Raw genomic sequence first — 23,132 nt, forward strand, 5'->3', positions numbered from 1 at the left:
AACAATAGAGGGAAATTCCTATTTTTCACATTATTTATTTTTGCATATGATAGGCATATAGAGCATGGAGGTGGGAAAATGAATCATAAAAAAGATGTGAAAAAGCAATTTGGACAACAAGCTGATCACTACGTAACGAGCACGGTTCATGCAAATGGTCAAGATCTTGCGCAAATGGTAAACATTGCACGGCCGCAAGCCTCACAAACGGTACTTGATGTGGCGACGGGAGGAGGCCATGTGGCAAAGGCATTTTCTCCAAAAGTAAAAAAAGTGATTGCATTAGATTTAACGAAGAAAATGCTACAAGCTGCGCAACACTTTGTATGCGACACAAGTGGATGTACGAATGTTGAGTTTGTACTTGGAGATGCTGAACACTTGCCATTTGCCGATGAGACGTTTGATATCGTTACTTGCCGCATTGCTGCGCATCATTTTCCGAATGTAAACGCTTTTTTACATGAAGCTCATCGTGTGCTTCGTCCCGGGGGACAGCTGCTTCTCATTGATAATATAGCGCCAGAGCGGATGGAAGATGCTACGCTGTATAACGAAATTGAAAAGATGCGTGATTTCAGTCATTACCGAGCATGGCCTGTTTCTGAGTGGCATGAAATGACGAAGCAAGCAGGGCTGTGTGTGGAAACGTCGTTCGTGTTTGCGAAGCACCTAAATTTCCGAAGCTGGTGTGAACGAATGGGATTAGAAACCGATGCAATGGATGCGATCATGGTGAAAATGAAAGAAGCGCCTAAGACATGGAAGCGAGCATTTGACGTGCAAGAGCAGAATCAGCAAATCACTCGATTTACAGTGAACACACTATTCCTGCAAGCAAGAAAGGATTTGAGACGATGACTTTAAACTTTCATGACAAGCGTTATCAAACATCTTATCAAACATGAGACGATGATGCGACATTGGGTGACAGCTGCTCCTTTTCGTGCACTTGATATCGGGTGGTGCTAAACACGTTACCGGAATTGATTTTTCTCAAGACATGATAGAAGCGGCAAGTGAGTGGCTAAAGAGGGGATAGTGGAATTTCAAATATAATAGGTGAAACAGAATGCCAAGATCAGGGTTCGGACGGTGTGGATGACTGAGAAAGCGGACATTCGACAATTTCCGGGGAAATAATAAGGAGTGAGATGGAGTGGACATTCGCCGTGCTACAGAAAAAGATGCTGCAGGCATTGCAGCTGTGCAAGTATTAACGTGGCAAGATACGTATCAAGGCATTGTAGCTGATGCGTATTTGCAAGAAATGTCGATTGTGAAACGAGAAAAAAAGTGGAAGAAACTCTTAGTAGAACAGAATGATATTGTGTACGTTGCTGTTGATAACGAGCGCATTATTGGCTTTATTTCTGGAGGTAGGAGTCGCTCACCACAAACAATCGATGAGGGAGAATTGTATGCCATCTACATTTTGCCACACTATCAAAAACGTGGAATAGGGTCTTTATTAATGAACCATCTGATTCAAGATTTACAGCACGTGTATGCTGTCATGTTAATTTGGGTTTTGCAAGATAATCCTTCAAAACGTGCTTATGAAAAGCTAGGTGCGGTCAAAGAATATGAACGATGGTTAACGATTGGAGAGCAATCATTAAAAGCGGAAGGATACGTACTAAAAGTAGGGAGGAATAGTTGACAGTTTTCCGACGGTTCGTTATATTGAAACTTAAATTGTAAGCATGAGGTTAAGAGCTGAGTAGAGAGTAGAGCGTAATACAAAGAGCAGAGAAGAGCAGAGATTAGCAAAGCTAATTTCGTCTCTTAATTTGAAGGGATGAGTTTAGAATGATGAAACCTAGCTTAGAAGAAGTGAAGATGCTAGCGAAGGAGTATAACTTAATTCCAGTTAGCATGGAAGTGATGGGTGATGTTCATACCGTCATTGAATTATACAAAACATATCATGACGAAGCATATTCGTTTTTACTAGAAAGTGTGGAGGGTGGTCAACAATGGGCTCGCTATTCCTACATTGGAAAAAATCCATTTATGATCGTTTCCTGTAAAGAAGGAACGACTTCCGTCCTACGTAATCAGAAACAAGAGGTGCACCAAGGTCACCCAATTGATGTTTTAAAAACGCTCCTTAACGCTTATAAAAGTCCCCAACAAGAAGATTTACCTCCATTTACAGGTGGTGCTGTCGGTTATTTTGGTTACGATATCCTACAATATTTTCAACAGATTCCACCACATGCAACCAATCAAAAAAATACAGATGAATTGAAGTTTTTATTTGTGGATGAATTGATTGTGTTTGATCATTTTAAGCATTCTATTCAATTCGTAAGCAATGTTCATATACCAGAAGGTGCTAGCGATCAAGAGATTGAATCCGCTTATGAAGCGGCTCGGCAGGTGATCAACGAAACGATGGATCACATCAATTCAGCAAAAATGAACCATTATCCAAGCGATTTACAACCCATGATCCCACAAGAGGTTCAGTTAGAGAATATACGCTCCAACATGAGCAAAGAAGAATTTTTTGACATGGTTCACAAAGCGAAAGACTATATTGCTGCGGGTGATATCTTTCAAGTTGTTTTATCGCAATGCTTTGAAATGGACGTGACAGCAGATCCGTTAGACGTTTATCGAGTGCTACGGGTGTTAAATCCATCGGCCTATATGTACGTGTTGAAAATGCCAGATGAAGTCATCGTTGGTTCGTCACCTGAATTGCTCGTTAAAGTAGATGGAGATGAAGTGCGAACGCGTCCGATAGCCGGAACGCGACCACGTGGTATGACACCGTTAGAAGATGAGCAGCTAGCACAAGAGTTACTAGCAGACCAAAAAGAAGTGGCAGAGCATTTGATGTTAGTTGATTTAGGACGAAATGACATCGGTCGTGTCTCAGCATACGGAAGTGTTGATGTGGCTAGCTTTATGAAAATTGAAAAATATTCACATGTGATGCACATCGTCTCCGATGTAGTAGGAACATTGCGTAGTGACCAAGATTTCTTTGACGCGCTCGTCTCATGCATGCCTGCTGGGACGTTATCAGGAGCTCCAAAAGTACGAGCTATGCAAATTATTGCGGAACTAGAAAAAGAAGCACGAGGGCCATACGGTGGCGCAATTGGTTACTTATCTTTTTCCGGAAATATGGATTCTTGTATTACGATTCGGACCATTTTATTTAAACATGGAAAAGCTTATATTCAAGCAGGTGCAGGGATTGTAGCCGACTCTGTAGCGCAAAGTGAGTACGAAGAAACGTTCAATAAGGCAAAAGCCCTTTTAAAAGCCATTCAGACGGCAGAAGCTATGCAAGTATCACTATAAAAGAAGAGACTGAGACACAACACTTCCTCTGTCTCGTGGCGCACGCGAGGAATAGACTTGATTGTGCGCGAATCGGAACTTTACTCTTTTCGCCATCATTGAAGAGCTTTTACGTTATTTCTTCTCATTTTTGAGCGCATTTACGAGATCATCTCTTCATTTTTGCTATTTTTCATCCCTTACCTACGTTGTAGGAAGCAATTTACCTAGTCTGCGCGCGAATCGAAGGCTCCTGCGCGCGAACGGACCTGGTCTGCGCGCGAATCGGGGGTTCCTGCGCGCGAACGGACTTGGTCTGCGCGCGTATGGACGGCCCGCGCGCGTTTACAAAGTGCTCTCTACGCCATTTTTGGTGCATTCGATGGCTACTTATATACAGCAAGACAATCTAAAATCAAACGAACGAGCGACATAAAAAAATGGCTTCATCACCGAAACGGATGATGAAGCCATTTTTTATGTGCTAAGGCTGTTTATGTCCTATCCTCTTTTATTTCTTATAATGTTTTTTGAATATATTTAATCGTTTTGCGTAAGTCTTCGGCAGAAGGTCGACCGAAAGGACCAGTTTGTACGGAAATATGAAGGATACGCTTCTCAGGGTCAATGAGGAAAACGCCTGGTTCACCATGATGACCGTGATCTTCATATAATGTATCTTCATGTGTATAAACACCGAAAGCTTTTAGTGCTTCTTCTTTTTCATCATGTAATACTGGGAAACTAATGTGATGATTTTCTTTCAGCTTTTGAAGATTTTCTGGTTGATCTGTAGAAATCGCCATCACATGTGTATTTAACTCTTTGAATACGTGCAAATTTTCTTGCAAGTCTTGAAGCTGCTCGTTACAAACCGGGCACCATTCACCACGGAAAAAGACGAGTAGATGGAAACGGTTATCATCCTTTAAATGATCATGTAGATGAAAGGGTTTATTGTCACTCGTTTGTGCTGTAAAGTTAGGAGCTTGATCTCCAAGTTGTAATTGTGTCATATGCATTGCTGCTACTACTTTGTATAGTAACAGCTTCACCTCGCTTTCATAATTTCTTACTCTACTATTCCTCAAATTTTTTCATTTCAAACATTGTAATAAATATAGATATAATGTCTCATCCTAAGAAGCGAGGATGGTGAGTGTATGAAGCTATTAAAAGAATTAACCGAAGCAAATGGTGCCCCAGGATATGAGGGAGCCATTCGGAAAATTATGAAGCGAGAAATGGAACAAGCAAAAGCAACTATTGTCACCGATCATATAGGTAGTGTGTTTGCGCAGAAGATTGGTGATGAAAATGGACCTAAAGTAATGCTAGCGGGTCATCTGGATGAAGTTGCCTTCATGGTGAGTGAAATAACGAATAACGGGTATTTGCGATTTGTTCCGCTCGGAGGTTGGTGGGACCAAGTATTATTATCACAACGCGTTCACGTGATGGCAAAAACAAAAACGTATACGGGCGTCATAGGTTCGAAACCTCCGCACATTTTAAGGCCAGAAGAACGAAATAAAGTGTATCCGATGCGAGAAATGTTTATTGATATTGGTGCTCATAGTGATCAAGAGGTAGAGGAATGGGGTGTTCGCGTTGGTGATCCGATTATGCCCATTTGTCCCTTTGAAATCCTTCCTGATGGTGATACGATTTTAGCCAAGGCACTAGATAATCGCGTAGGCTGTTATTTAGCACTTTCTGTACTTGCGAACTTACAAAAGTGCGATCACCCGAATGTTGTTTTTTGTGGAGCGACCGTTCAAGAAGAAGTAGGCTTGCGTGGAGCAGCAACTGCGCCGTCGATTATTGAGCCCGAGGTGGCGATTGCCATGGATGTAGGAATTGCTCAAGATGGACCGAGTGACAATGGAAATAAAGCAAAGCTTGGTTCTGGTCCACTTATTACGTTTTTAGATTCATCGATGATTCCGCATATCGGCTTGCGCGATTTTGTCATTGAGGTTGCCAATGCCGAACAAATTCCGTATCAAGTAGATGTATTACTTGGCGGTGGGACAGATGCGGGGCGATTCCATTTGTTTAAAAAAGGGGTTCCTTCCCTCGTAGTAGGGGTAGCTGCTCGCTATATTCATAGCCACGTATCCATGATTAGTAAACGCGATTTAGAGCAAGCAAGTGCACTGTTAACAGCTGTAGTGAAACGATTAAATAAAAAAGAAACAAGCTCATTCATAGATTTTTAAGAAAATTACGTTACAATAGAGAAAAAGGTGTTCATGAGTAATCGAGCGCCTTTCTTTTCATTTTATTTAGACGAGGTGTGCGATGAAAAGAACCTATTTATTTATTGGAGCCGGTCGCATGGCAGCTGCCATGGTCAAAGGTTTAAAGGCCTCATGCGACGATCAGGTTACAATTTATGCTGCTAATTCAGGCAATAAAGAAAGGCTTGAAATCTTCTGTACCGCCTATCAACTTTTCCCTGTGGTAGAAAATTGGACAGATTACATAACGAAAGTGGACACGATCGTTCTAGCCATGCCACCTTCGCAACAACAAGATATTCTACAGCAGTTGGCCCCTTTCGTAACAACGCAGCTTATTATTTCTGTAGCGGCAGGTAAAGGATTACGCGAGATGCAAAAGTACCTTCCTGACCAAACAGCGGTTGCTTGGGTCATGCCCAATACGGCTGCTCAAATCGGACAATCCATGTCTCTTTATACAACGTCTACGATATCAGAAGCGCAAAAAAGTGCATTACACGTATTATTAGAGAGCATAGGGGAAGCTAAAGAATGCAGTGAAGAACAAATTCATACGCTAACTGCAATTACAGGAAGTGCTCCAGCGTTTGTATATGAATTTGCCATGAGTTTAATGGATGCAGCAGGTAATGCTCAGTTAGCTGAAGAAGAATTACAAGAACTCGTTGCACAAATGATTTACGGAGCGGCCATGATGCTTAAAAGTTCATCGTCACCAGCAGAATTACGAGAGGCCGTTACTACTCCTGGAGGGGCAACAGCAGCGGGGCTGGATGTTCTTTACGCAAAGAACTTTCAGAAGGTCATTCATGAGGCAATCCAAGCGACATCTGAGCGAGCACGGATACTCGGAAACTAAGGACGATTGATGTTCTAAAAAAAGAGGAGTTCTATGAGTAAAGATATTTTATCATTTATTGTTCATTATCAGTATATTGGTATCTTTTTAGCACTGTGTTTAGGGATTATTGGGCTTCCCATTCCAGATGAAGTATTGTTAACGTTTTCTGGTTATTTAATCTCGCAAGGAAAAATGGAGTTTTTTCTAGCACTGTTGTTTGCTTTTGCAGGCGCAGTATCCGGTATAACCTTAAGTTATGTGTTAGGTAAAAAGCTAGGCTTACCATTCCTACGAAAATTCGGTCCTAAAATTGGCATACATGAGGATAAAATAGAAGTCACCCAAAAGTATTTTCAAAAGTATGGAAATATCGTGTTACTGATCGGATATTTTATTCCCGGTGTGCGTCATTTATCGGCGTATGTGGCCGGCATATCAGATATGAGCTGGCGTAAGTTTATGTTTTATGCGTATTCGGGAGGTCTGATTTGGGCATCTTTTTTCTTAATCTTAGGCAAGTCGCTTGGAGCGAAGTGGAAGTTAGTAGAGGAATATGCCCGTGAATTTGGTTTATATGCCTTGCTAATTGCTGCTGTTATTGCACTCGTCATATGGCTCATTTATCGAAAAAAACAAAAACGTTAAAAGCATGGCAGAGAATAGTCTTCTCAAGCCATGCTTTTTACATGAATTTCTGTGATCTTACGAGATGTGTAAAATATAAAGCTTTCCAAAAAATATTATTTTTCATGCTTATAAAACAACCGAGTCAGATAAAACGAACTAAGCTTTAAAATATAGTAAGAGCAGAAAAAGAAAGTGCAGGCTGCAAGAATAAGTAGTAATACGGGTGACGTAACATCATAGTGCGTAACGTGTAATAGCTGACAAAAACCTACTGTTAAACTACCAGCTAGCACAAAAAATAAATAATCAAGCAGTTTTGGACGAAAGGATATTTCTTCTATAATCGTGTGGTAGTGCAAAAAAGAAAGCAAGACGCCACTAAAGTTCACAGCGATAATGACCCCGTGAATGCCAAAGGATGTTTGTGTGGCTAACGAAATAATTAATACGATTGAAAGAAGATTAACCCAAATCGTATGTGAAAATACGTCGCGCGCCCGTCCTAATCCGAAAAGAATGGCTTGTAAGGGGGCTAGTAAATAGTGAAAAAGAATAAACGGAGCAAGCAACATGAGAAATTCACCAGCTTGCGGAGAATGATAAAATAATTCAGTGAGCTCATCTGCGAAAAAATACATTAAAATGGAGCACGGAATGCCATACATAAACGTAATGGAAAAAGCTTGCTGAATGCGTTGATGAAGTGCATAATTGTCTTGCTTCGCGCGCGCTTCTGCGATCGAGGGAACGAGTGCTACATACAACGAATGACCGATAAAGCCAGGAAAATAACCAATGGTCATGGCAAAGGCTGTAAGCATGCCATATTGTTTGGTAGCAACAGAAGCAGTAATGCCAGCAAAAATAAGGCTTTGTGTAATGATCATCGGATTAACGGCGGCGCTAAGTGCATTTAAAATCCGAACGCCCGTTGTTGGTAAGCTAACATGAAATAGTTTTTTTAGAATAACGCGCCGCTTAACGAGCGGTACCTCAACGCGTTCCTCAGAGAAGGAGTTTCCTTGTCGTTCCCCGAATAAGAAAGAGGCCGAGAAAAAGAGCAGCGAAACAAGCTCTCCAACCCCAATTCCGATGACAGCAGCGACAACCCGGAAAGCTAATGGCAAATGAGATAACCCTGTGAAAATATAAAAAATAAAGCTTAGTTGGGCTGTTTTTTCTAATAATTGCGCAATAGCGATCGGCTTCATTTTTTGTAAGCCGCTAAAGTAACCTTTCAAAATAGACGTTGTTCCGATGACGGGAACAATTGGAATTAAAGCAAGCAATGGATAGGCGAGTCGAACATCAACAGCGTGTAAGTGTACAAGCAAAAAGGTAATGCCAGCAGCGATCGTAGCAAGCAGCAGACTCAAGGCTAAAATGACGTGAAAAGAGACGGTAACGATCCGAAGCCGCTGTTTATGACTGTGTGCCTCTTCCTCAGCGAGCACTTTTGAAAGTGCTGTGGGAAATTCTAGGGCGGCAATCGTTATTAAGAGCCCAGCAATCGGAAGCACCATCATATAGTAACCCATGCCTTCACTGCCAAGTGAGCGTGCTAATAAAATACTTACAACAAACTCGACAACCTTTGTATACAGCATCGCAAATGATAATATTAATGTTCCTTTTAGAAATTTTCCCATAGTTTCACCCTTATCGACTCCTTGTCTTCTACCAGTATATGAGGACAGGTTGGAAGTAGAAGAAGCAAATACAGAAGAAAAGTCAATGAGAAACGAGGCATAATTTTGTTAAATATTGATTAAATATTATAAAAATATGTAAAAAAAGCAATACAAATGAAAGTGTTTCCGTTAGAATGAAAGCATATTCTAAAATAGTTGGTGTTGTATGGAAAACTTTGTATTAGATATGTTTAATCAGTATGGCTATGTAGCCTTGTTCTTTTTATTGGCATTAGGAATCATTGGATTACCTGTGCCTGATGAATTTTTATTAACGTTCTCTGGTTATGTCGTTTACACAGGAGAAATTTCCTTTACACTTACATTTTGTACGGCTTTTTTAGGAACGGCAACGGGAAGCACGATTAATTACTGGCTCGGACGTCGGTATGGTCTGCCACTCCTTTTAAAGTTCGGTCCGAAAATTCATATTTCAGCAAAGAAAATAGAATTAACGCAACGGTACTTTCAACGATTTGGTAAACCGCTGATTGCTTTTGGCTATTTCATTCCTGGGGTGCGTCATTTAACCGCTTATTTTGCCGGAATGTCTGGTATTTCGTATCGAACGTTTGCCATGTATGCTTATGGAGGTGCGGTTTTTTGGGCGATGCTCTTTATTTCACTCGGTCGCATGGTCGGAGCGAACTGGTATTTAGTCACGAGCATCGTTCATAAAGTAAGCTTATGGGCGATTCCTGTTCTCGTTGTGATTGCAATTGGAGTAATTATCTACTATATAAAAGTAAAAAATAAAAAATCCTATAATATGATAAAAAATTAGCGATTGTTGCCGAAATAGTGTACAAACATAGTAAAAGGAGTTTTTAGAATGAAAGCAATCGATCCTACTACGTTATCAAGTAAAGACAACTATAAATTTTTAATTGGAAGTATCATTCCTCGTCCGATTGCATTTGTAACGACCATTACCGAAGAGGGTGTGGTTAATGCGGCGCCCTTTAGTTTTTTTAACATTGTAAGTGCATCGCCGCCACTTTTAGCTGTCTCGGTTCAGCGCGCAGGAGGAACACAAAAAGATACGGCTCGCAATGCTATTTCGCAACGTGAATTCGTTGTTCACATTTCTGCCGAACACTATGTAGAGGCGATTAATGAAACAGCGGCAGCTCTACCTCCTCATGAAAGTGAGGTAGCGCGCGCGGGGTTAACGACGGTACCGAGTACCGTTGTTAGCGTTCCGGGTATTAAGGAAGCGAGCATTCGCATGGAATGTGTGTTAGAGCAAGCCCTGCCCCTCGGTGAGAGTGAAGATGGAGAGCCAGCCTGTGACTTGCTCATTGGTAAAGTTGTACACTATCATATTACTGAAGAACTATATAAGGACGGAAAAATTGATCCACATGCGCTGAAACCAGTAAGCCGCTTAGCAGGCAATGATTATGCTAAACTTGGAGAGATTTTCACCATTGAACGACCTAGCTAATAGAGGAGCCCGTAAGAATAAGCACATTCTTACGGGTTTTTTCTTTTCTATCTAAAAAACAAGTCGGTGTGTTCCGATACAGAGTAAGAAAGGATTTTAATGAAACATTTCATTATTTCAAATAAATGGATTAAAATAAAGAAGAAGGGGAGGTCGTTTTTTTGAAGCGTGTTGTGGTTGGTGGTTGTTTTTTGTTTGTGTTTCTTTTTTTAGTGAGTTGTAGTGAACGAAAAGAAGCAGAATCGACAATGGAACGATATCTATCGTATTGGCAAGACATGAAATTTGAAAAAATGTATTCTATGCTTGATGAGCGCAGTCAACAAAAAATATCACAAAAGGCTTTTGTACAGCGTTATCGTGTTATGTATAACGAAATGAAGGCGCATCATCTGAAGCTTACACCTATTATTCCGGATGAAGATCCAGCTGAAGACGAACAAGGATACACGGTGTATCGCTATTCTATGAAAATGAACGGTCTTGCAGGAGAATTTACATATAAGAATGACTTGAAAATCATTAAAGAAGAAGGAGAGGACGGAGAAGAGTGGCGGATGGCTTGGGATGAAGCACAGCTCTTACCGCAAATGCAAAAAGGTGATCGTGTCAAGGTAGAGGTGATGAAAGGAAGACGTGGAGAAATTAGAGATCGCAATGGAAATGCAATGGCTGTGAACGGAACAGCTGCGCAAGTTGGTGTGATTCCAAAGGAATTTTCTTCTTCACAACAGATGGAAGCTTTAGCGAAAACGCTGGGCATGACAGTAAAAGATATTAACGCTGCTCTTCATGCACAATGGGTTCAACCTGACTTTTTTGTTCCGCTTAAAGTGCTGGCAGAACGAGATCAGGCGGTTAGAGAAGCAACTGCTATCAAGGGGGTCACAGTACGCTCCGTTGATACAAGAATCTATCCTTTTAAAGAGGTGGCGGCGCATCTCACGGGTTACGTTCAGCCTTTAACAGAAGCGGAACGAACGAAATTAGCGGACCAAGGCTATGAAGGAACAGATGTAATTGGACGAACAGGCTTAGAACGGATGTATGAAAAGCAATTAAAGGGAACAGATGGGGGAACGATTCGGCTCGTTGACAGTGCTGGTAACGAACGGAAAATGATCGCCAAAAAAGAGTCTGTGGACGGTAGCAGTGTTAACTTAACCATTGACATGTTCTTACAGCAATATTTGTATAAACAAATGGAAAACGATATGGGAACAGCGACAGCACTTCATCCGAAAAATGGTGAGGTCTTAGCGTTAATTAGCGCTCCAGCCTATGATCCTAATGATTTTGTGCGCGGTTTAGATCCCGAGAAGTATAAAGCGCTCCAAAAAAATCCAAAGAACATCTTGTATAATCGCTTTGCTGCCACCTATGCTCCAGGATCCACTTTAAAGCCAATTACCGCGGCCATTGGGTTGGAAAAAAAGGCCTTTGATCCTCGCAAAGAAAAAAAGATTGACGGGAAAAAGTGGCAAAAGAAAAGCTGGGGAAGTAAGTACGTGACGCGGGTGGCTACGCCTTCAGCTGTTGATTTAAATACCGCCATGCTTTTTTCTGATAATATTTATTTTGCGCAACTGGCACTAGACATTGGAGCTGAAGAATTTGTGAAAGGCGCAACGTCTTTTGGATTCAATACGGCACTACCTTTTGAGGTTCCTTTATCAACCTCTTCGATAAAAAACAGTGATGTCCCTTCTGAAGAACTATTAGCGGATACAGGGTATGGGCAAGGACGGGTGCAATCGAACATACTCCAATTAAGTTTGGCGTATACCGCATTTGTAAACGAGGGAAGCATTGTTAAACCGCAGCTTCTGTTGCAAAAAAAGCGACAACCAACTTACTGGAAAGAGAAAACAATCTCGAAGGAGACGGCGTCAACCGTTCGCCAAGCTCTCGTAAAAGTTGTAGAGCATCCAAAAGGAACAGCGCATCGGCCTGTTCTTGCTGATTTACCGCTGGCAGGAAAAACAGGCACAGCGGAATTGAAGTCACAAGCCGGTGAAAAAGGCAAGGAGAATGGTTGGTTTATCGCCTTTAATGAAAAGAAGCCAACCTTATTAATTGCCATGATGATTGAAAACGCCCAAAATAGAGGTGGAAGTCATTATGTTGTACCTAAAGTAAAAGATGCGTTTCATTTTTATTTAAAAGAAAAATAGCCAGACAACCTCTTCTGAAAAAAGGGAGAGGTTTTTCGCTTTTGAAATCGAACATAAAATAATGAACAAAGAAAAGGGGGGATAGCTATGCAAACTCATCTTCTTTTTAATATGCAAATGGGTACACAAAAGCCGGAAAGTATTCGAAATACAGAAACAAAATGCCCCTTTTGTGAAGTGGAAAGTTTACGTAACATTATCGACCAAAAAGGGGAGATCATTTGGCTTGAAAATAAATATCCGGTGTTGTCTGATGCTTATCAAACGGTGCTCATTGAAACATCGGAATGTTTTTCCGAGCTGTCAAACTATGAAAGCCATCATTTATATACTCTTCTATCCTTTGGCTTAGAGGCATGGGAATCGTTGTTACAGCAAAAAAAGTATGCATCCGTGTTATTTTTCAAAAATCATGGTCCGTATTCAGGAGGAACGTTACGTCATCCACATATGCAAATTATCGGATTGAAGAAGGCAGACTATCGTGAGCATCTGGCTCCGTATCATTTTGAAGGGATAACGATTGCCGAAGAAGACGGAATTGTCCTGAATTTATCAACAAAACCGAAAATGGGCTTTTATGAATGGAATATCGTGATGAGCGATCGTTCCAAAGAAAAAGAACTAGCTCATTATATTCAGTTTACAGTTCGCTATTTATTAAATGGCTTCAATAAAAAATGCAATAGCTATAATTTGTTTTTTTATCAATTAGACGGGGTAATTGCCGCCAAAATTATTCCCAGGTTTGCCACTTCTCCGCTATTTGTTGGCTATTCTTTACCTCAAGTTGCCAACAATATTGGGGAGATTGCCGAAGACATGAAAATGATTTTCCTTTCAAAAGATAAAAGATAAATAGGTTAAATTTAGCGTTATGAAAAAGAATTTGCGAATTTTGACAAAAATAAAGGAAAAATGTTTAGAAATGTGGAATACAGTAGGTGCGGGGTTTATTGTTTTTTGCAGACGTTTCATAGGCGACTATTTTAAGGAGGAGTTATAACACGATGATGAACATTCCTTTTAGAGTGACAGCGATGATGGAGCATGCAGAAATGTTTTTTCCAAAGAAAACGGTGATTAGCCGAACCGCCTCTGGTGTTCAAACACTAACCTATCGAGAAATCGGCCAACGTACGAGAAGATTAAGCAGTGCATTGAAGAAATTAGGGGTGCAAAAAGGCGACAAGATTGGAACGCTTGCCTGGAATCATCATCGTCATCTTGAAGCGTATTTCGGTATTCCTGGGGCAGAAGCGGTGCTTCATACGATTAACTTCCGACTCTCACCAGAACATGTGGCCTATATTATTAATCATGCCGAAGATCAAGTGTTGATGATTGATCAAGATATTTTACCGCTTGTTGAAGGGTTGAAAGACCACTTACCAGGTGTTAAAGCGTTCATTCTTATGACGGATGAAAAGGAATTGCCAGTATCATCTCTTTCGCCACTGTATCACTATGAAGCGTTACTTGCTGAAGGTGATCCGACGTTTGCTTTTAATCGTGACATTGATGAAAACGATCCGGTTGGTATGTGTTATACGTCAGCAACTACAGGTAATCCAAAAGGGGTAATGTATTCCAATCGTGGAATAGCACTTCATAGTCTTGCATTGGGACACGTTGATGGTGGTAGTGTTTCTGAATCTGATATTTGTATGCCAGTTGTGCCGATGTTCCATGTGAATGCGTGGGGGCTGCCATTTGCTGGTGTATGGTTTGGAACGACGCTTGTCTTACCAGGACCGCAGTTTACACCGAAAATTTTAGCGGAGATGATTGAAACGTATCGCGTGACAATTTCCGGTGGTGTCCCAACCATCTGGCTCGGTCTATTGAAAGAGCTTGAGGAAAACACGTATGATATGTCCAGTTTGCGCTTCTTATTATGTGGAGGTGCCGCCGCGCCTAAAGGCATGATTCGAGCGTTTGAACAAAAGCATAACATTCCTTTTGCCCATGCGTATGGTATGACAGAAACGAGTCCACTTGTGATGATTACGCGGATCAAAAGCTACCAACAAGATTTAGACGATGAAGCAAAACTCGATATTAGAGCGAAGCAAGGGTATGTCATTCCTGGCGTAGAAATGAAAGTTCAAGGCGCAAATGGAGACATCCAGTGGGACAACCAAGAAATGGGCGAACTACTGTTGCGTTCGAATTGGGTAGCTGATTCGTATTATAAGCAAGAGGATCAAAGTGCCTTTGCCGATGGGTGGTTGCATACGGGGGATGTTGTAACGGTTGATGAAGAAGGCGTTGTGAAAATTGTCGATCGAACGAAAGACTTAATTAAAAGCGGAGGCGAGTGGATTTCTTCTGTTGATATTGAAAACGCTCTCATATCTCATCCTGAAGTATATGAAGCCGCTGTTGTGGCCATGCCGCATCCAAAGTGGACGGAGCGACCTATTGCTTGTGTTGTATTAAAAGATGCCTCGAAAAGCACTGTAACAAAAGAGGAAATTCTTGAGTTTTTAGCACCGCAATTTGCAAAATTCTGGCTTCCTGATGATGTGTTATTTATGGAAGAAATTCCGAAAACATCAGTTGGAAAATTTTTAAAACGAGCACTTCGAGATCAAGTAAAAACGTATTACGATCAAATGGAACCAACGCAATCATAAAAAGCATAAAAAAACGCTGTCCCTGGGCGGGTGACAGCGTTTTTTTTTATGCTTATTTTAATGCAACGTCAGTCACTTGCCACGGTGCGGTAGCTTTTGCTTTTTCCACCGTAACGCTGTACGTGTTTTTAATCTGTCCGCCATGCTGTGGATACAGAACAGTTTTCACATCATAGGTGGCTGTTAAATCACTTTGAACACTATGCTTCTTTTTCACTACTTCATAGCGAAAGCCAGCAAGTTGTTTGCCAAGAGGTAACACAGAGATTTTTTGTGTTACAACTGGTGCTGCAAGATCAGGATCTCCCTCTTTTATGGAGGCGAATAACATCGTAATCACTTCTTCAGGAGAGGCTTTCCGTGCATAAGCGAAAAGCGATCCACCGGCTTTTCTAATCATTAGCTGATGCGAAGGATCTTCATGCTTAGATTTATGGGTTGTACTTTGGGAGAAGTGAATGCAAAAGTGACCGGGAAAACCATTTTGTAGTGCACCTTGCCCATGTGGCATACCGTTCATAGAAGCAGCGAGCCAGCGTTCATTCTTTTGAATTAAAATGGCGCGCCTTTTCCAGCTCCACTTCCCATCGTAGAGCTGTTTCATAATCTTCGTATCCCGAACGGTTAGCGGTTGCACGTCAGCGTGCGAGCTGCCAGCACGACGTTGAACATTGAAAGATAAACCTGTTTTCCAATCCGTTACGGTGAATTTACTTCCCCTAGGTAAGATCTCTTGGGCCTCCCGCCAAGGAAGAATGACCCCCTTGCTTGGCACGTTGCTCAAAGGGTATAAAATATCTTGCCCTGCATAGGATGAGGTAGGATCCATAAGCATAATAAGTAGTACTATGCTCCCACTTAATAATCGTTTCACGATGCGAACGTCCCTTCCAATTTTTGATCTCTTTTACTATGCCTAACTTGATCAAAAATATGCTCTTATCACCGTTTGTATGGGTGCCCCATATTATAATGTACATCGTCTGGTTCAAGGGGGTTTCGTAGTGTGATTTATATTGGAGGAAAACCATTCACAACAGCTGAAGAACTACCAAGTTATGCCCAAATGTCTGGGATGCAAAAAGAAATTGCCAAAAAAATATGGCAGAGCAATGAAACGTTTTTCTATGATCATAACCGTCAATTTCAGTTTGAAGTAATTTTGCGAAGTAACACTGTAACTGCCGCACTGGCACTAAAGAAATCTGGCGCTAATTTTGCTACGTTCCGTACAGCTAGCGCTAATAAAGACTACTGGATTGTTACAGGTTATGGGGGCTTACTCATGCGATCGGATGTCAATCCCTCGGACGCTGTTGCTGATATTTTCAATCATGGTAGTCAGTATGGATTTGAATGTACAACATCGATGATGGTCATTCTTTATAAAGCCATTCTCGATACGATTGGTGTGCAGCGCTTTAATCAATTATTTCGTGGTTTATTGCTGTATAGTACCGAGCATGATGAAGATTTACAGTTAACAGCCGTTACACAAGGAGAGTCGATACCGGGGGATCTTCGGTATATTGCCAATCCGGATTTTCATCCTTCAACGCCACAGTGGCAAGGAGAAAACATCATTATGTTAACGGATGGACAATTATTTGGTCACGGTGTCGGTTTAGGCACGTTACCTGAATTTATTGCCATCTTAAATCGTTTTCGCTATCCAGGAGCAGCCACATCTGCGTATTTGACAGCGCAAATTATTCGTCCGAATTTCCGAAGAATGGCAGAGTACGTTTCTCATCCAATTCGTCGTTTACTCGTATAAAAAAACCAGTTCTTAGTGAACTGGTTTCTTTCGATCAAGCGGTAATGTACAGCAGCGAAAAGCACCACCGGACTTAATAATTTCAGATAAATCAACCTCGATCACATGGTAGCCATGATCACGTAGTTTTTGATTGATTTTCTTATTGGCTGGTAAAGCGAATACCGTTTTATTTCCAATCGATAATACGTTCGTTCCTAATGAAAATTGTTCATCTTCTTCAATTGTAATCGTATGAAAGTGGGACGATAAGAATTGCTGTTCCTCTTGAGCAAACGCCTCCGGAAACAGAATCGCTTCATGAGGTGATAATATATTAAAAACACAATCCAAATGCAAATACTTACCGTTAAAAGGAACAGGATGGATATGATAAGTCGGTTCGAGTTGCTGAAGATGGGCGATCGCGTCCTTCGTTGTTCGATCGCTAACACCAATGTAGATCGCGTCGTGACCGAGAACAACATCGCCACCCTCAATGCTGTCGCTTTGTAAATCGTGAATGGAAATATGTTCTTCATTAAGCCACTCTTTTAGAACTTGCTCTTCTCCTTGCCGAATACGGCGTCCCATCTCCGAAATATATAACGTATTACCTATGGTAAAGCCAATATCACGTGTGAATACTTGTTCTGGATATTCTTGGAGTGAAGGTAGAAAATGGACAGAAATTCCAAGGTTCTCAAGTTGATCGGTAAATTGCTTATGCTGAAACATCGCGCGTTCAATATCAATATTTTCTTTCGCGAAATGGCGTTGGGTTTCGTTAATGACTTCACGAATCTCCATGAATTTCGGTTTACATAAAATAACATCTTCTAATGCGTCATATTCACTATAGCAACTCATGAGTAAAGTCCTCCTCAGATTATCTTCTTCTCTTAGTGTGTCAGAAGAGTGAGTGTGACATTCATCCTTTTAAGAGCGTTTCAATTGTATAGGCAATGAGTGCATGTGTTTTCATAAATGATGAAACGTTCAATCGTTCTGTCCATTTATGGGCATCACGTCCTAGCGGTCCCACGTTCATAACCGGCATGGTTAACTGTTTCATCTCTTCTAAAGGCAGTTGATAGCGGGTAGTAAACAACGGCATGTTTGTAAGGAGTGGCGTTAACTCCTCTAACTCATACTGTAAGCCAACGTAGCTTAAATCAGATAATCCTGCAAAATAATGTTGTGTTTGCAAGGAAAGTGCTAACTGATTTTTTGCATAATCTCTTACAGCTGCTGTTGTTTTTGTAATGAGCTGATCATGCGAAGAGCAAATAGCTGGATAAAAAGGTGGTGCGTAAAACAGAACAATCATCGGTGCTTGTTGCTTGCATAAACTTGCTAAATCATAAACAATCTGAATGGTAAGTTCACGGTCATCACTTGAATGGTAGCGTTGTTGCAACTGCTCTTGACGTTGTGCTAAAAATTCTTTGCTGTAGAGTGTTAGCGCATGCTCATAAAGTTCATGAACGGTATAAACTGAAATGGTAAAATCGGGTATCGAACACGGTTGAAGTGCTTGGTAAGCACGTGCGCGTTGTCTGTATAACTGTTCAAGGTCAGAGGCCGTTTGCTCTGCAATTTGCAGCAATTGTTGTGTTACTTCGTGAAGTGGGCGCTCTAAAAGCAAAAGGTTAAAAAGCGTTGCTGCTGCATGGGGAATTTGGACGGAATAATGATCTTTTAAATCTTTTTGCAATAAATTAGTAGGCGGAGGTATAACTTCATCGTCAAATTGTTCGCAAAAAGAAACGTTAAGCTCCATAGCTGTCGTAAGCATCGAGGCCATTAAATTACCGTTTAAGCCAAGAAAAGGCTCGCCTACATGGGTTTCTTGTCCATAGCATAAAAAGCCAGGAAGGACTTTTCCAACGCTGCCTGTATACATATAATGATGAGGATCACCGGGATACCGGGTAAAAGCAGGCTCACCATTTAAGCAAGCTTTATAGCGCAATTGATGACGCTCTTGTAGCATATTTAATACCCCGACAGCGGCAATCATTCCTTTGGAGTTTACCTCTTCATCGGGGACTGAAAGCATAAGAATATTTCCTGGGAAGTTTCCACTGCACGCTTTCTCAATCATTGAGAGATGGAGAGCAACGCCAGCTTTCATATCCATAATTCCGCGACCAAACAACCATTCTTCATTTAGCTCCTCTTTTATAGGAGAGGGAATAGCCTCACTGTTGTAAAAGTGGTGAGTGAGTTCATCGGGGGAAAAAGCAAGGTGCTGTAGCTCTCCGAAATCGTCTACACCTACAACATCAAAATGACTTAATAAAACAATCGTCTCTTTTGAAGGGTCTTGCTGGACGAGTGCAGTAAAAATTTTTCTGCCATCTCCAGTATCATGAAGAGAAGCATGTTCTTTATGTTGCTGGAAATACGGAAGATCTTGCACGTTATCATATAAAAATTCAGCCAGTGTAATTTCCGCACTGTAATTGGTAATACTTGGAATTTGCACAAGCTGTTTTAGAAGCCCTGTGAGTCCTTCTTTATGTTGCCAGCGTTCCATTTCAACATCCTTCTTTCTATTAGCAAGTCTGTACATAAAATTAACGTACACTATTCTATTTCTTAAGAAAGTCTGAAGAACCTTCTTTTCTTTGCTACCATTTCTTAAGAATGTCTGAAGAAATCGTGGGAATCGTTGACAATTGATAGCGCCCATTATACGTTTACACTTGTAAAAAACAGAGGGGGTTACCAGTTGATTACGGTAAAACAGTTAGAACATGAATTTCGCATCGGGAAAAAAGGAAAAGAAACCATCGTTCCTGTACTGCGGGACGTAAACCTCACCGTCAATGCAGGAGAAATTGTTGCGGTTGTCGGACGAAGTGGTTCAGGGAAATCAACATTACTTAATTTAATTAGTGGCTATATAGCACCTGTTCAAGGGAAAATTATGATTAATGGAACGGATGTAACAGGCATGAGCGAAGGCGAGTGGGCTGACTTTCGCTTAGAAAATATCGGCTTTATCTTTCAGAGTTTTCAGCTCATACCAACGATGACCGCTTTTGAAAATGTACAGTTGCCCCTTGTTTTTAAAGGCGTAAAAGAAGTTGACCGAAAAATTCAAACAGAAACGATGTTAAAGAAGGTAGGCTTATGGGAGTTTAAGGATCATTATCCAGGTGAGCTTTCAGGCGGACAGCAGCAACGTGTTAGTATTGCTCGTGCGCTCATTGTTCATCCACCGCTTATTTTAGCAGACGAGCCAACAGGTAGCTTAGATAGTGAAAATGAACGAGCGTTACTTTCCTTTATTCAACAACTGAATCGTGAGGAGAATATTACCTTTCTAATCATTACACACGATGAAGAGGTAGCCAATATTGCTCATCGAAAAATCACAATCAGTGATGGACGTTTAGTAGAAGGAAGTGACACAGATGAGATTTAAAGATCGCTTAGCATTTGTACTGAGCAATATGAAAAAAAATCGGATGCGCGTCTTTATGACCGTGCTCGCCTCAACGATGGGTTGTGCCTTCTTAATTGTGCTTGCTTCGGTTGGGTTTGGTGTCCAGAAGACAGCAGTTGAGGATATTACGGGAGGGCGCTTACTTACTCAAATTGATACTTTTACTACAAGTGAAGAGAAGCCTTTTATAAAGAAAGATATCGATATGATGAAAGAAATCGATCATGTGAAAGCCGTGACCTCACGTCAACGTATTCAAAACGAAGGTAACGTTTCACTTGATGGCTATAGTAAAGATTTATTTGAAGTGTTTGTCCCTGATTTTAAAGATGAACAAAAAGCGGGCTTAGAATTAAGTAAAGGACGCTTTCCACAAGCGGCCAATGAGGTAGTCGTCGGCTATCATTATGGTGAAAATCTATCGAAAGTGCAAAAAAACAAAAAGGAAATAACGTATAAAGCGTCTCTCTATCATAAGACGTTAACGTTAACAATCAAACAAAAAGAAGGTAAAAAAACAAAAAAGAAAACCATCGCCCTTAAGGTGGTCGGTGTTGGAGAAAAGCCACCTAAACGTGTTCAAGAAGGTCAAGAATTGTTTTTAACAAAAGACGTATTGCAAACCATTGAAGCATTTACAAAAACACCGAAAGGCATGAGCAAGAGTGACATCGATCCAAAACATCCGCAACCGTATAATACGTATGACGACGTTAAAGTATATGCCGATGATGCGGAAAATGTAGAAAGTATTGAAAAAGAATTGAAAAAGAAAGAATACGTAGCTTCATCACGTCTTGATTCGTTAAAGGAAATTAATTTTGTTTTCTTGTTCATAAAGATTGGTTTAATTGTTGTTGGTACCGTGGCTGTGCTAATCGCTTCTATTGGGATCTTTAATACGATGACGATGGCGGTTACCGAGCGTACGCAAGACATTGGGATTATGAAAGCCATTGGTGCTCATCCGCGCTCGATTAAACAAATTTTCTTATTAGAAAGTGTCATCATTGGTGGGTTAGGAGCGGTGCTAGGAACGATTATTTCGTATCTCTTTAGCTTTGCTGCCAATGCACTTTTGCCGGTTATTATTTCGACGTTCTTTCAAACAAAAGTACCTGATGATTTTTATTTCTCGTATATCCCACTTTCACTTCCGCTTATAAGCTTTGCTATCTGTTTTGGTGTTACATTGCTTTCAGGGATGCGTCCAGCAAGGCGCGCTACAAAAATCGATGTATTACGGGCATTACGCCGCGATGTGTAATGGCAAATGCTTGCGGAGTCTTCTTTTTTTACAGTATTCTATAGCATGAGACCATGACCGATGCGGTCGCTAGTTAGCTCCATGAATGTAGCCTGTAGATGGAAACAGTCGTTATTTTAGAGGGATTTCTGAATAAAACGTTTAAAACTCCTTCCAGTCGGTCATGACTTATAAGAGCGATGCAATTGAAGGAGGAAATAGGAATGAAAAAGATGAACATGGCACTGCTTTGTGCTAGTGTAAGTGTTGCTTTAGCAGGATGTGGCTCGCAAGAAGATCACAAGTCAAAAGACGCAACGAGCATGAAAGATATAAAGCCAATGACCGTCGACATCGTCGATGCTAAAGGAAAGAAGGCAGGGTCAGCACATTTAAAACAAGTAGCTGAAGGTGTTCAAGTGAAGCTACATGCCAAAGGATTAATACCTGGCCAACATGGTGTTCATTTTCATGAAATGGGTGTATGTGAAGCGCCGAAATTCGAATCAGCTGGCAAGCATTTTAATACGACCCATAAACAGCATGGCTTTGATAATCCAAAGGGCCCGCATGTGGGTGATTTGCAAAATATATCAGCCAATGAAAATGGTGACGCTAAAGGCGATTTCATTGCTACTATGGTTACGCTTGCTCCAGGGAAAAGCAATTCTCTCGTGAAAAAAGGCGGAACATCCCTTGTGATTCATGCGAATGCAGATGATTATAAAACCGATCCTTCTGGTAACTCAGGCGATCGCATGATGTGTGGCGTGATTAAAGAAAAATAAGTGTAATGAAAAAGGAGTAGAGAGGTTTTGTCTCTCTAGTCCTTTTTTTTACAGCCTTCATCCTATAGTAGAATGATTTGTCGTTGACGCATTGTTTGTTTACAATACAGATAGTGGTAGTTAGGGAGAACTTGCTCATAGAAAGGAAGTTAGGTGGAAATCCATGAAGTCGATAGATGATCGCATAAAAAATAGAAATAGCTGGTTTAAAATATTAATTATTAGCTTATTTACGATGGTACTTATGTTTAAAGTAGCAACAGCGAAGTTTTCATTTAACTTTTCTGATTTATTGTCTTTTATTCTCGGTATATTTGCTATTGCAATTTCGGTCTTATTTTATACGAAAGTAAATGAAATAGTGGCAACGCTAGGGGAGCTTACGCCTTCGTTACGTAAGAAAAAGAAGGTGGCGTCATTACCAAGTGTTGATCGCGAAGAAGCGCACAAAACGCTACGTGAGCATCAAGAACAGTTGCAACATATTAAACAAGTGCAAGCTGAAGTAAAAGAAAAGTTAGTCAGCGCGCGGGAGTGGGAACAAGACGATCAGCGCAATTATATTGACTATTTATTGCAAAAAGAAAAGGAGGCAACGGTATTAGAACAGAAGATGAACGAGCTTCGTCACCTCCTTGGAGAGACTGGGGAATTCCCGCTTTCTTCGGGACAAGAGCGGATCACCTCTCTTAATGAACTAGCAAATGTGCTAGGCAAAGATGTCATCTTAAGCGCAACTTTTGATGAGTTAAGTGAACACGTTAAAATTATTTCAAGTTCGATTAGCCCAACGTTACAAGAAGGTATGATTGATTCTGGGTATATTGATGCTGATTTTCAAATGACGCGAAAAGGCTTAAAAGAATTAAGAAGTACAGCTAAAAAGTTAAAAAGGTAAAAAACAGGCTCCAGCTTGGGGC

Annotated in this window: 21 protein-coding genes; 16 read left to right on the forward strand and 5 right to left on the reverse strand. The window is 40.9% G+C overall.

Annotated features, from left to right (window positions below; genetic code table 11):
* Nucleotides 1-78 precede the first annotated feature (78 nt).
* The 3 genes from A374_RS02625 to trpE all read left to right on the forward strand — a co-directional run bounded on the left by A374_RS02625 (nucleotide 79) and on the right by trpE (nucleotide 3,321).
* Nucleotides 79-861: a class I SAM-dependent methyltransferase gene (locus tag A374_RS02625; protein WP_007200626.1), complete on the forward strand. Its 783-nt coding sequence runs from the start codon at nucleotides 79-81 to the stop codon at nucleotides 859-861.
* A 298-nt stretch (nucleotides 862-1,159) separates the two neighbouring features.
* The gene (locus tag A374_RS02630; protein WP_007200627.1) at nucleotides 1,160-1,663 is read left to right on the forward strand and encodes a GNAT family N-acetyltransferase; all 504 of its coding nucleotides are present in this window, start codon (nucleotides 1,160-1,162) and stop codon (nucleotides 1,661-1,663) included.
* Between the two features lie 149 nt (nucleotides 1,664-1,812).
* Nucleotides 1,813-3,321, forward strand: a complete 1,509-nt coding sequence (gene trpE, locus A374_RS02635) for an anthranilate synthase component I (RefSeq protein WP_007200628.1) — start codon at nucleotides 1,813-1,815, stop codon at nucleotides 3,319-3,321.
* 497 nt (nucleotides 3,322-3,818) lie between these two features.
* Here the strand turns inward: trpE and A374_RS02640 are convergent, their stop codons facing one another.
* The gene (locus A374_RS02640; RefSeq protein ID WP_040340278.1) at nucleotides 3,819-4,316 is read right to left on the reverse strand and encodes a peroxiredoxin family protein; all 498 of its coding nucleotides are present in this window, start codon (nucleotides 4,314-4,316) and stop codon (nucleotides 3,819-3,821) included.
* A 147-nt stretch (nucleotides 4,317-4,463) separates the two neighbouring features.
* Between A374_RS02640 and A374_RS02645 the strand changes: the two genes are divergently transcribed.
* From A374_RS02645 to A374_RS02655, 3 genes are all read left to right on the forward strand, one after another.
* Nucleotides 4,464-5,522 (forward strand): M42 family metallopeptidase, encoded by a 1,059-nt coding sequence (locus tag A374_RS02645; RefSeq protein WP_007200630.1) that lies wholly within the window; start codon nucleotides 4,464-4,466, stop codon nucleotides 5,520-5,522.
* A gap of 82 nt (nucleotides 5,523-5,604) precedes the next feature.
* Nucleotides 5,605-6,405 (forward strand): pyrroline-5-carboxylate reductase, encoded by an 801-nt coding sequence (gene proC / locus A374_RS02650; protein WP_007200631.1) that lies wholly within the window; start codon nucleotides 5,605-5,607, stop codon nucleotides 6,403-6,405.
* Nucleotides 6,406-6,438: 33 nt separating this feature from the next.
* A complete protein-coding gene (locus A374_RS02655; protein WP_007200632.1) occupies nucleotides 6,439-7,032 on the forward strand; it encodes a DedA family protein in 594 nt (197 codons plus the stop codon).
* 95 nt (nucleotides 7,033-7,127) lie between these two features.
* On the opposite strand, the gene A374_RS02660 is transcribed toward A374_RS02655, so the two are convergent.
* Nucleotides 7,128-8,663: an oligosaccharide flippase family protein gene (locus A374_RS02660; protein WP_007200633.1), complete on the reverse strand. Its 1,536-nt coding sequence runs from the start codon at nucleotides 8,661-8,663 to the stop codon at nucleotides 7,128-7,130.
* Between the two features lie 208 nt (nucleotides 8,664-8,871).
* Between A374_RS02660 and A374_RS02665 the strand changes: the two genes are divergently transcribed.
* From A374_RS02665 to A374_RS02685, 5 genes are all read left to right on the forward strand, one after another.
* The gene (locus tag A374_RS02665; protein ID WP_007200634.1) at nucleotides 8,872-9,489 is read left to right on the forward strand and encodes a DedA family protein; all 618 of its coding nucleotides are present in this window, start codon (nucleotides 8,872-8,874) and stop codon (nucleotides 9,487-9,489) included.
* A 48-nt stretch (nucleotides 9,490-9,537) separates the two neighbouring features.
* Nucleotides 9,538-10,152, forward strand: coding sequence for a flavin reductase family protein (locus tag A374_RS02670; RefSeq protein ID WP_007200635.1), 615 nt, complete (start codon nucleotides 9,538-9,540; stop codon nucleotides 10,150-10,152).
* 161 nt (nucleotides 10,153-10,313) lie between these two features.
* The gene (locus A374_RS02675; RefSeq protein WP_007200636.1) at nucleotides 10,314-12,326 is read left to right on the forward strand and encodes a penicillin-binding transpeptidase domain-containing protein; all 2,013 of its coding nucleotides are present in this window, start codon (nucleotides 10,314-10,316) and stop codon (nucleotides 12,324-12,326) included.
* Between the two features lie 87 nt (nucleotides 12,327-12,413).
* Entirely contained in the window at nucleotides 12,414-13,184 is a 771-nt protein-coding gene (locus A374_RS02680; protein WP_007200637.1) for a DUF4931 domain-containing protein, read from the forward strand.
* Between the two features lie 152 nt (nucleotides 13,185-13,336).
* A complete protein-coding gene (locus A374_RS02685; RefSeq protein WP_007200638.1) occupies nucleotides 13,337-14,965 on the forward strand; it encodes a long-chain fatty acid--CoA ligase in 1,629 nt (542 codons plus the stop codon).
* Between the two features lie 52 nt (nucleotides 14,966-15,017).
* Here the strand turns inward: A374_RS02685 and A374_RS02690 are convergent, their stop codons facing one another.
* Entirely contained in the window at nucleotides 15,018-15,839 is an 822-nt protein-coding gene (locus A374_RS02690; protein ID WP_050979700.1) for a hypothetical protein, read from the reverse strand.
* 132 nt (nucleotides 15,840-15,971) lie between these two features.
* Here A374_RS02690 and A374_RS02695 point away from each other — a divergent pair, with 132 nt between their 5' ends.
* A complete protein-coding gene (locus A374_RS02695) occupies nucleotides 15,972-16,742 on the forward strand; it encodes a hypothetical protein (RefSeq protein WP_007200640.1) in 771 nt (256 codons plus the stop codon).
* Between the two features lie 12 nt (nucleotides 16,743-16,754).
* On the opposite strand, the gene A374_RS02700 is transcribed toward A374_RS02695, so the two are convergent.
* On the reverse strand, nucleotides 16,755-17,591 hold the full coding sequence (locus A374_RS02700; RefSeq protein WP_007200641.1) for a dimethylarginine dimethylaminohydrolase family protein: 837 nt from the start codon (nucleotides 17,589-17,591) through the stop codon (nucleotides 16,755-16,757).
* 61 nt (nucleotides 17,592-17,652) lie between these two features.
* Nucleotides 17,653-19,263 carry a M20/M25/M40 family metallo-hydrolase gene (locus tag A374_RS02705; protein WP_007200642.1) on the reverse strand — a complete coding sequence of 537 codons (1,611 nt, stop codon included), beginning with the start codon at nucleotides 19,261-19,263 and terminating at the stop codon, nucleotides 17,653-17,655.
* A 195-nt stretch (nucleotides 19,264-19,458) separates the two neighbouring features.
* Here A374_RS02705 and A374_RS02710 point away from each other — a divergent pair, with 195 nt between their 5' ends.
* The 4 genes from A374_RS02710 (at nucleotide 19,459) to A374_RS02725 (ending at nucleotide 23,110) form a co-directional block, all read left to right on the forward strand.
* The gene (locus A374_RS02710; protein WP_007200643.1) at nucleotides 19,459-20,157 is read left to right on the forward strand and encodes an ABC transporter ATP-binding protein; all 699 of its coding nucleotides are present in this window, start codon (nucleotides 19,459-19,461) and stop codon (nucleotides 20,155-20,157) included.
* The gene (locus tag A374_RS02715; RefSeq protein WP_007200644.1) at nucleotides 20,147-21,445 is read left to right on the forward strand and encodes an ABC transporter permease; all 1,299 of its coding nucleotides are present in this window, start codon (nucleotides 20,147-20,149) and stop codon (nucleotides 21,443-21,445) included. The genes A374_RS02710 and A374_RS02715 overlap by 11 nt, the downstream gene beginning before the upstream one ends.
* Nucleotides 21,446-21,648: 203 nt before the next feature.
* Nucleotides 21,649-22,212 carry a superoxide dismutase family protein gene (locus tag A374_RS02720; protein ID WP_007200645.1) on the forward strand — a complete coding sequence of 188 codons (564 nt, stop codon included), beginning with the start codon at nucleotides 21,649-21,651 and terminating at the stop codon, nucleotides 22,210-22,212.
* Nucleotides 22,213-22,375: 163 nt separating this feature from the next.
* The gene (locus A374_RS02725; RefSeq protein WP_007200646.1) at nucleotides 22,376-23,110 is read left to right on the forward strand and encodes a hypothetical protein; all 735 of its coding nucleotides are present in this window, start codon (nucleotides 22,376-22,378) and stop codon (nucleotides 23,108-23,110) included.
* Nucleotides 23,111-23,132 lie beyond the last annotated feature (22 nt).

Origin of the sequence: Fictibacillus macauensis ZFHKF-1 (genome assembly GCF_000269865.1) — a bacterium.
Taxonomy (GTDB): Bacteria; Bacillota; Bacilli; order Bacillales; family Fictibacillaceae; genus Fictibacillus_C; species Fictibacillus_C macauensis.

Bases quoted from the DNA above. Each gene is read 5' to 3' on its own strand.
- A374_RS02625 (WP_007200626.1), top strand. From the start codon at position 79: ATGAATCATAAAAAAGATGTGAAAAAGCAATTTGGACAACAAGCTGAT.
- trpE (WP_007200628.1), top strand. From the start codon at position 1,813: ATGATGAAACCTAGCTTAGAAGAAGTGAAGATGCTAGCGAAGGAGTAT.
- A374_RS02640 (WP_040340278.1), bottom strand. From the start codon at position 4,316: ATGACACAATTACAACTTGGAGATCAAGCTCCTAACTTTACAGCACAA.
- A374_RS02645 (WP_007200630.1), top strand. From the start codon at position 4,464: ATGAAGCTATTAAAAGAATTAACCGAAGCAAATGGTGCCCCAGGATAT.
- proC (WP_007200631.1), top strand. From the start codon at position 5,605: ATGAAAAGAACCTATTTATTTATTGGAGCCGGTCGCATGGCAGCTGCC.
- A374_RS02655 (WP_007200632.1), top strand. From the start codon at position 6,439: ATGAGTAAAGATATTTTATCATTTATTGTTCATTATCAGTATATTGGT.
- A374_RS02660 (WP_007200633.1), bottom strand. From the start codon at position 8,663: ATGGGAAAATTTCTAAAAGGAACATTAATATTATCATTTGCGATGCTG.
- A374_RS02665 (WP_007200634.1), top strand. From the start codon at position 8,872: ATGGAAAACTTTGTATTAGATATGTTTAATCAGTATGGCTATGTAGCC.
- A374_RS02670 (WP_007200635.1), top strand. From the start codon at position 9,538: ATGAAAGCAATCGATCCTACTACGTTATCAAGTAAAGACAACTATAAA.
- A374_RS02680 (WP_007200637.1), top strand. From the start codon at position 12,414: ATGCAAACTCATCTTCTTTTTAATATGCAAATGGGTACACAAAAGCCG.
- A374_RS02685 (WP_007200638.1), top strand. From the start codon at position 13,337: ATGATGAACATTCCTTTTAGAGTGACAGCGATGATGGAGCATGCAGAA.
- A374_RS02700 (WP_007200641.1), bottom strand. From the start codon at position 17,591: ATGAGTTGCTATAGTGAATATGACGCATTAGAAGATGTTATTTTATGT.
- A374_RS02705 (WP_007200642.1), bottom strand. From the start codon at position 19,263: ATGGAACGCTGGCAACATAAAGAAGGACTCACAGGGCTTCTAAAACAG.
- A374_RS02715 (WP_007200644.1), top strand. From the start codon at position 20,147: ATGAGATTTAAAGATCGCTTAGCATTTGTACTGAGCAATATGAAAAAA.
- A374_RS02720 (WP_007200645.1), top strand. From the start codon at position 21,649: ATGAAAAAGATGAACATGGCACTGCTTTGTGCTAGTGTAAGTGTTGCT.
- A374_RS02725 (WP_007200646.1), top strand. From the start codon at position 22,376: ATGAAGTCGATAGATGATCGCATAAAAAATAGAAATAGCTGGTTTAAA.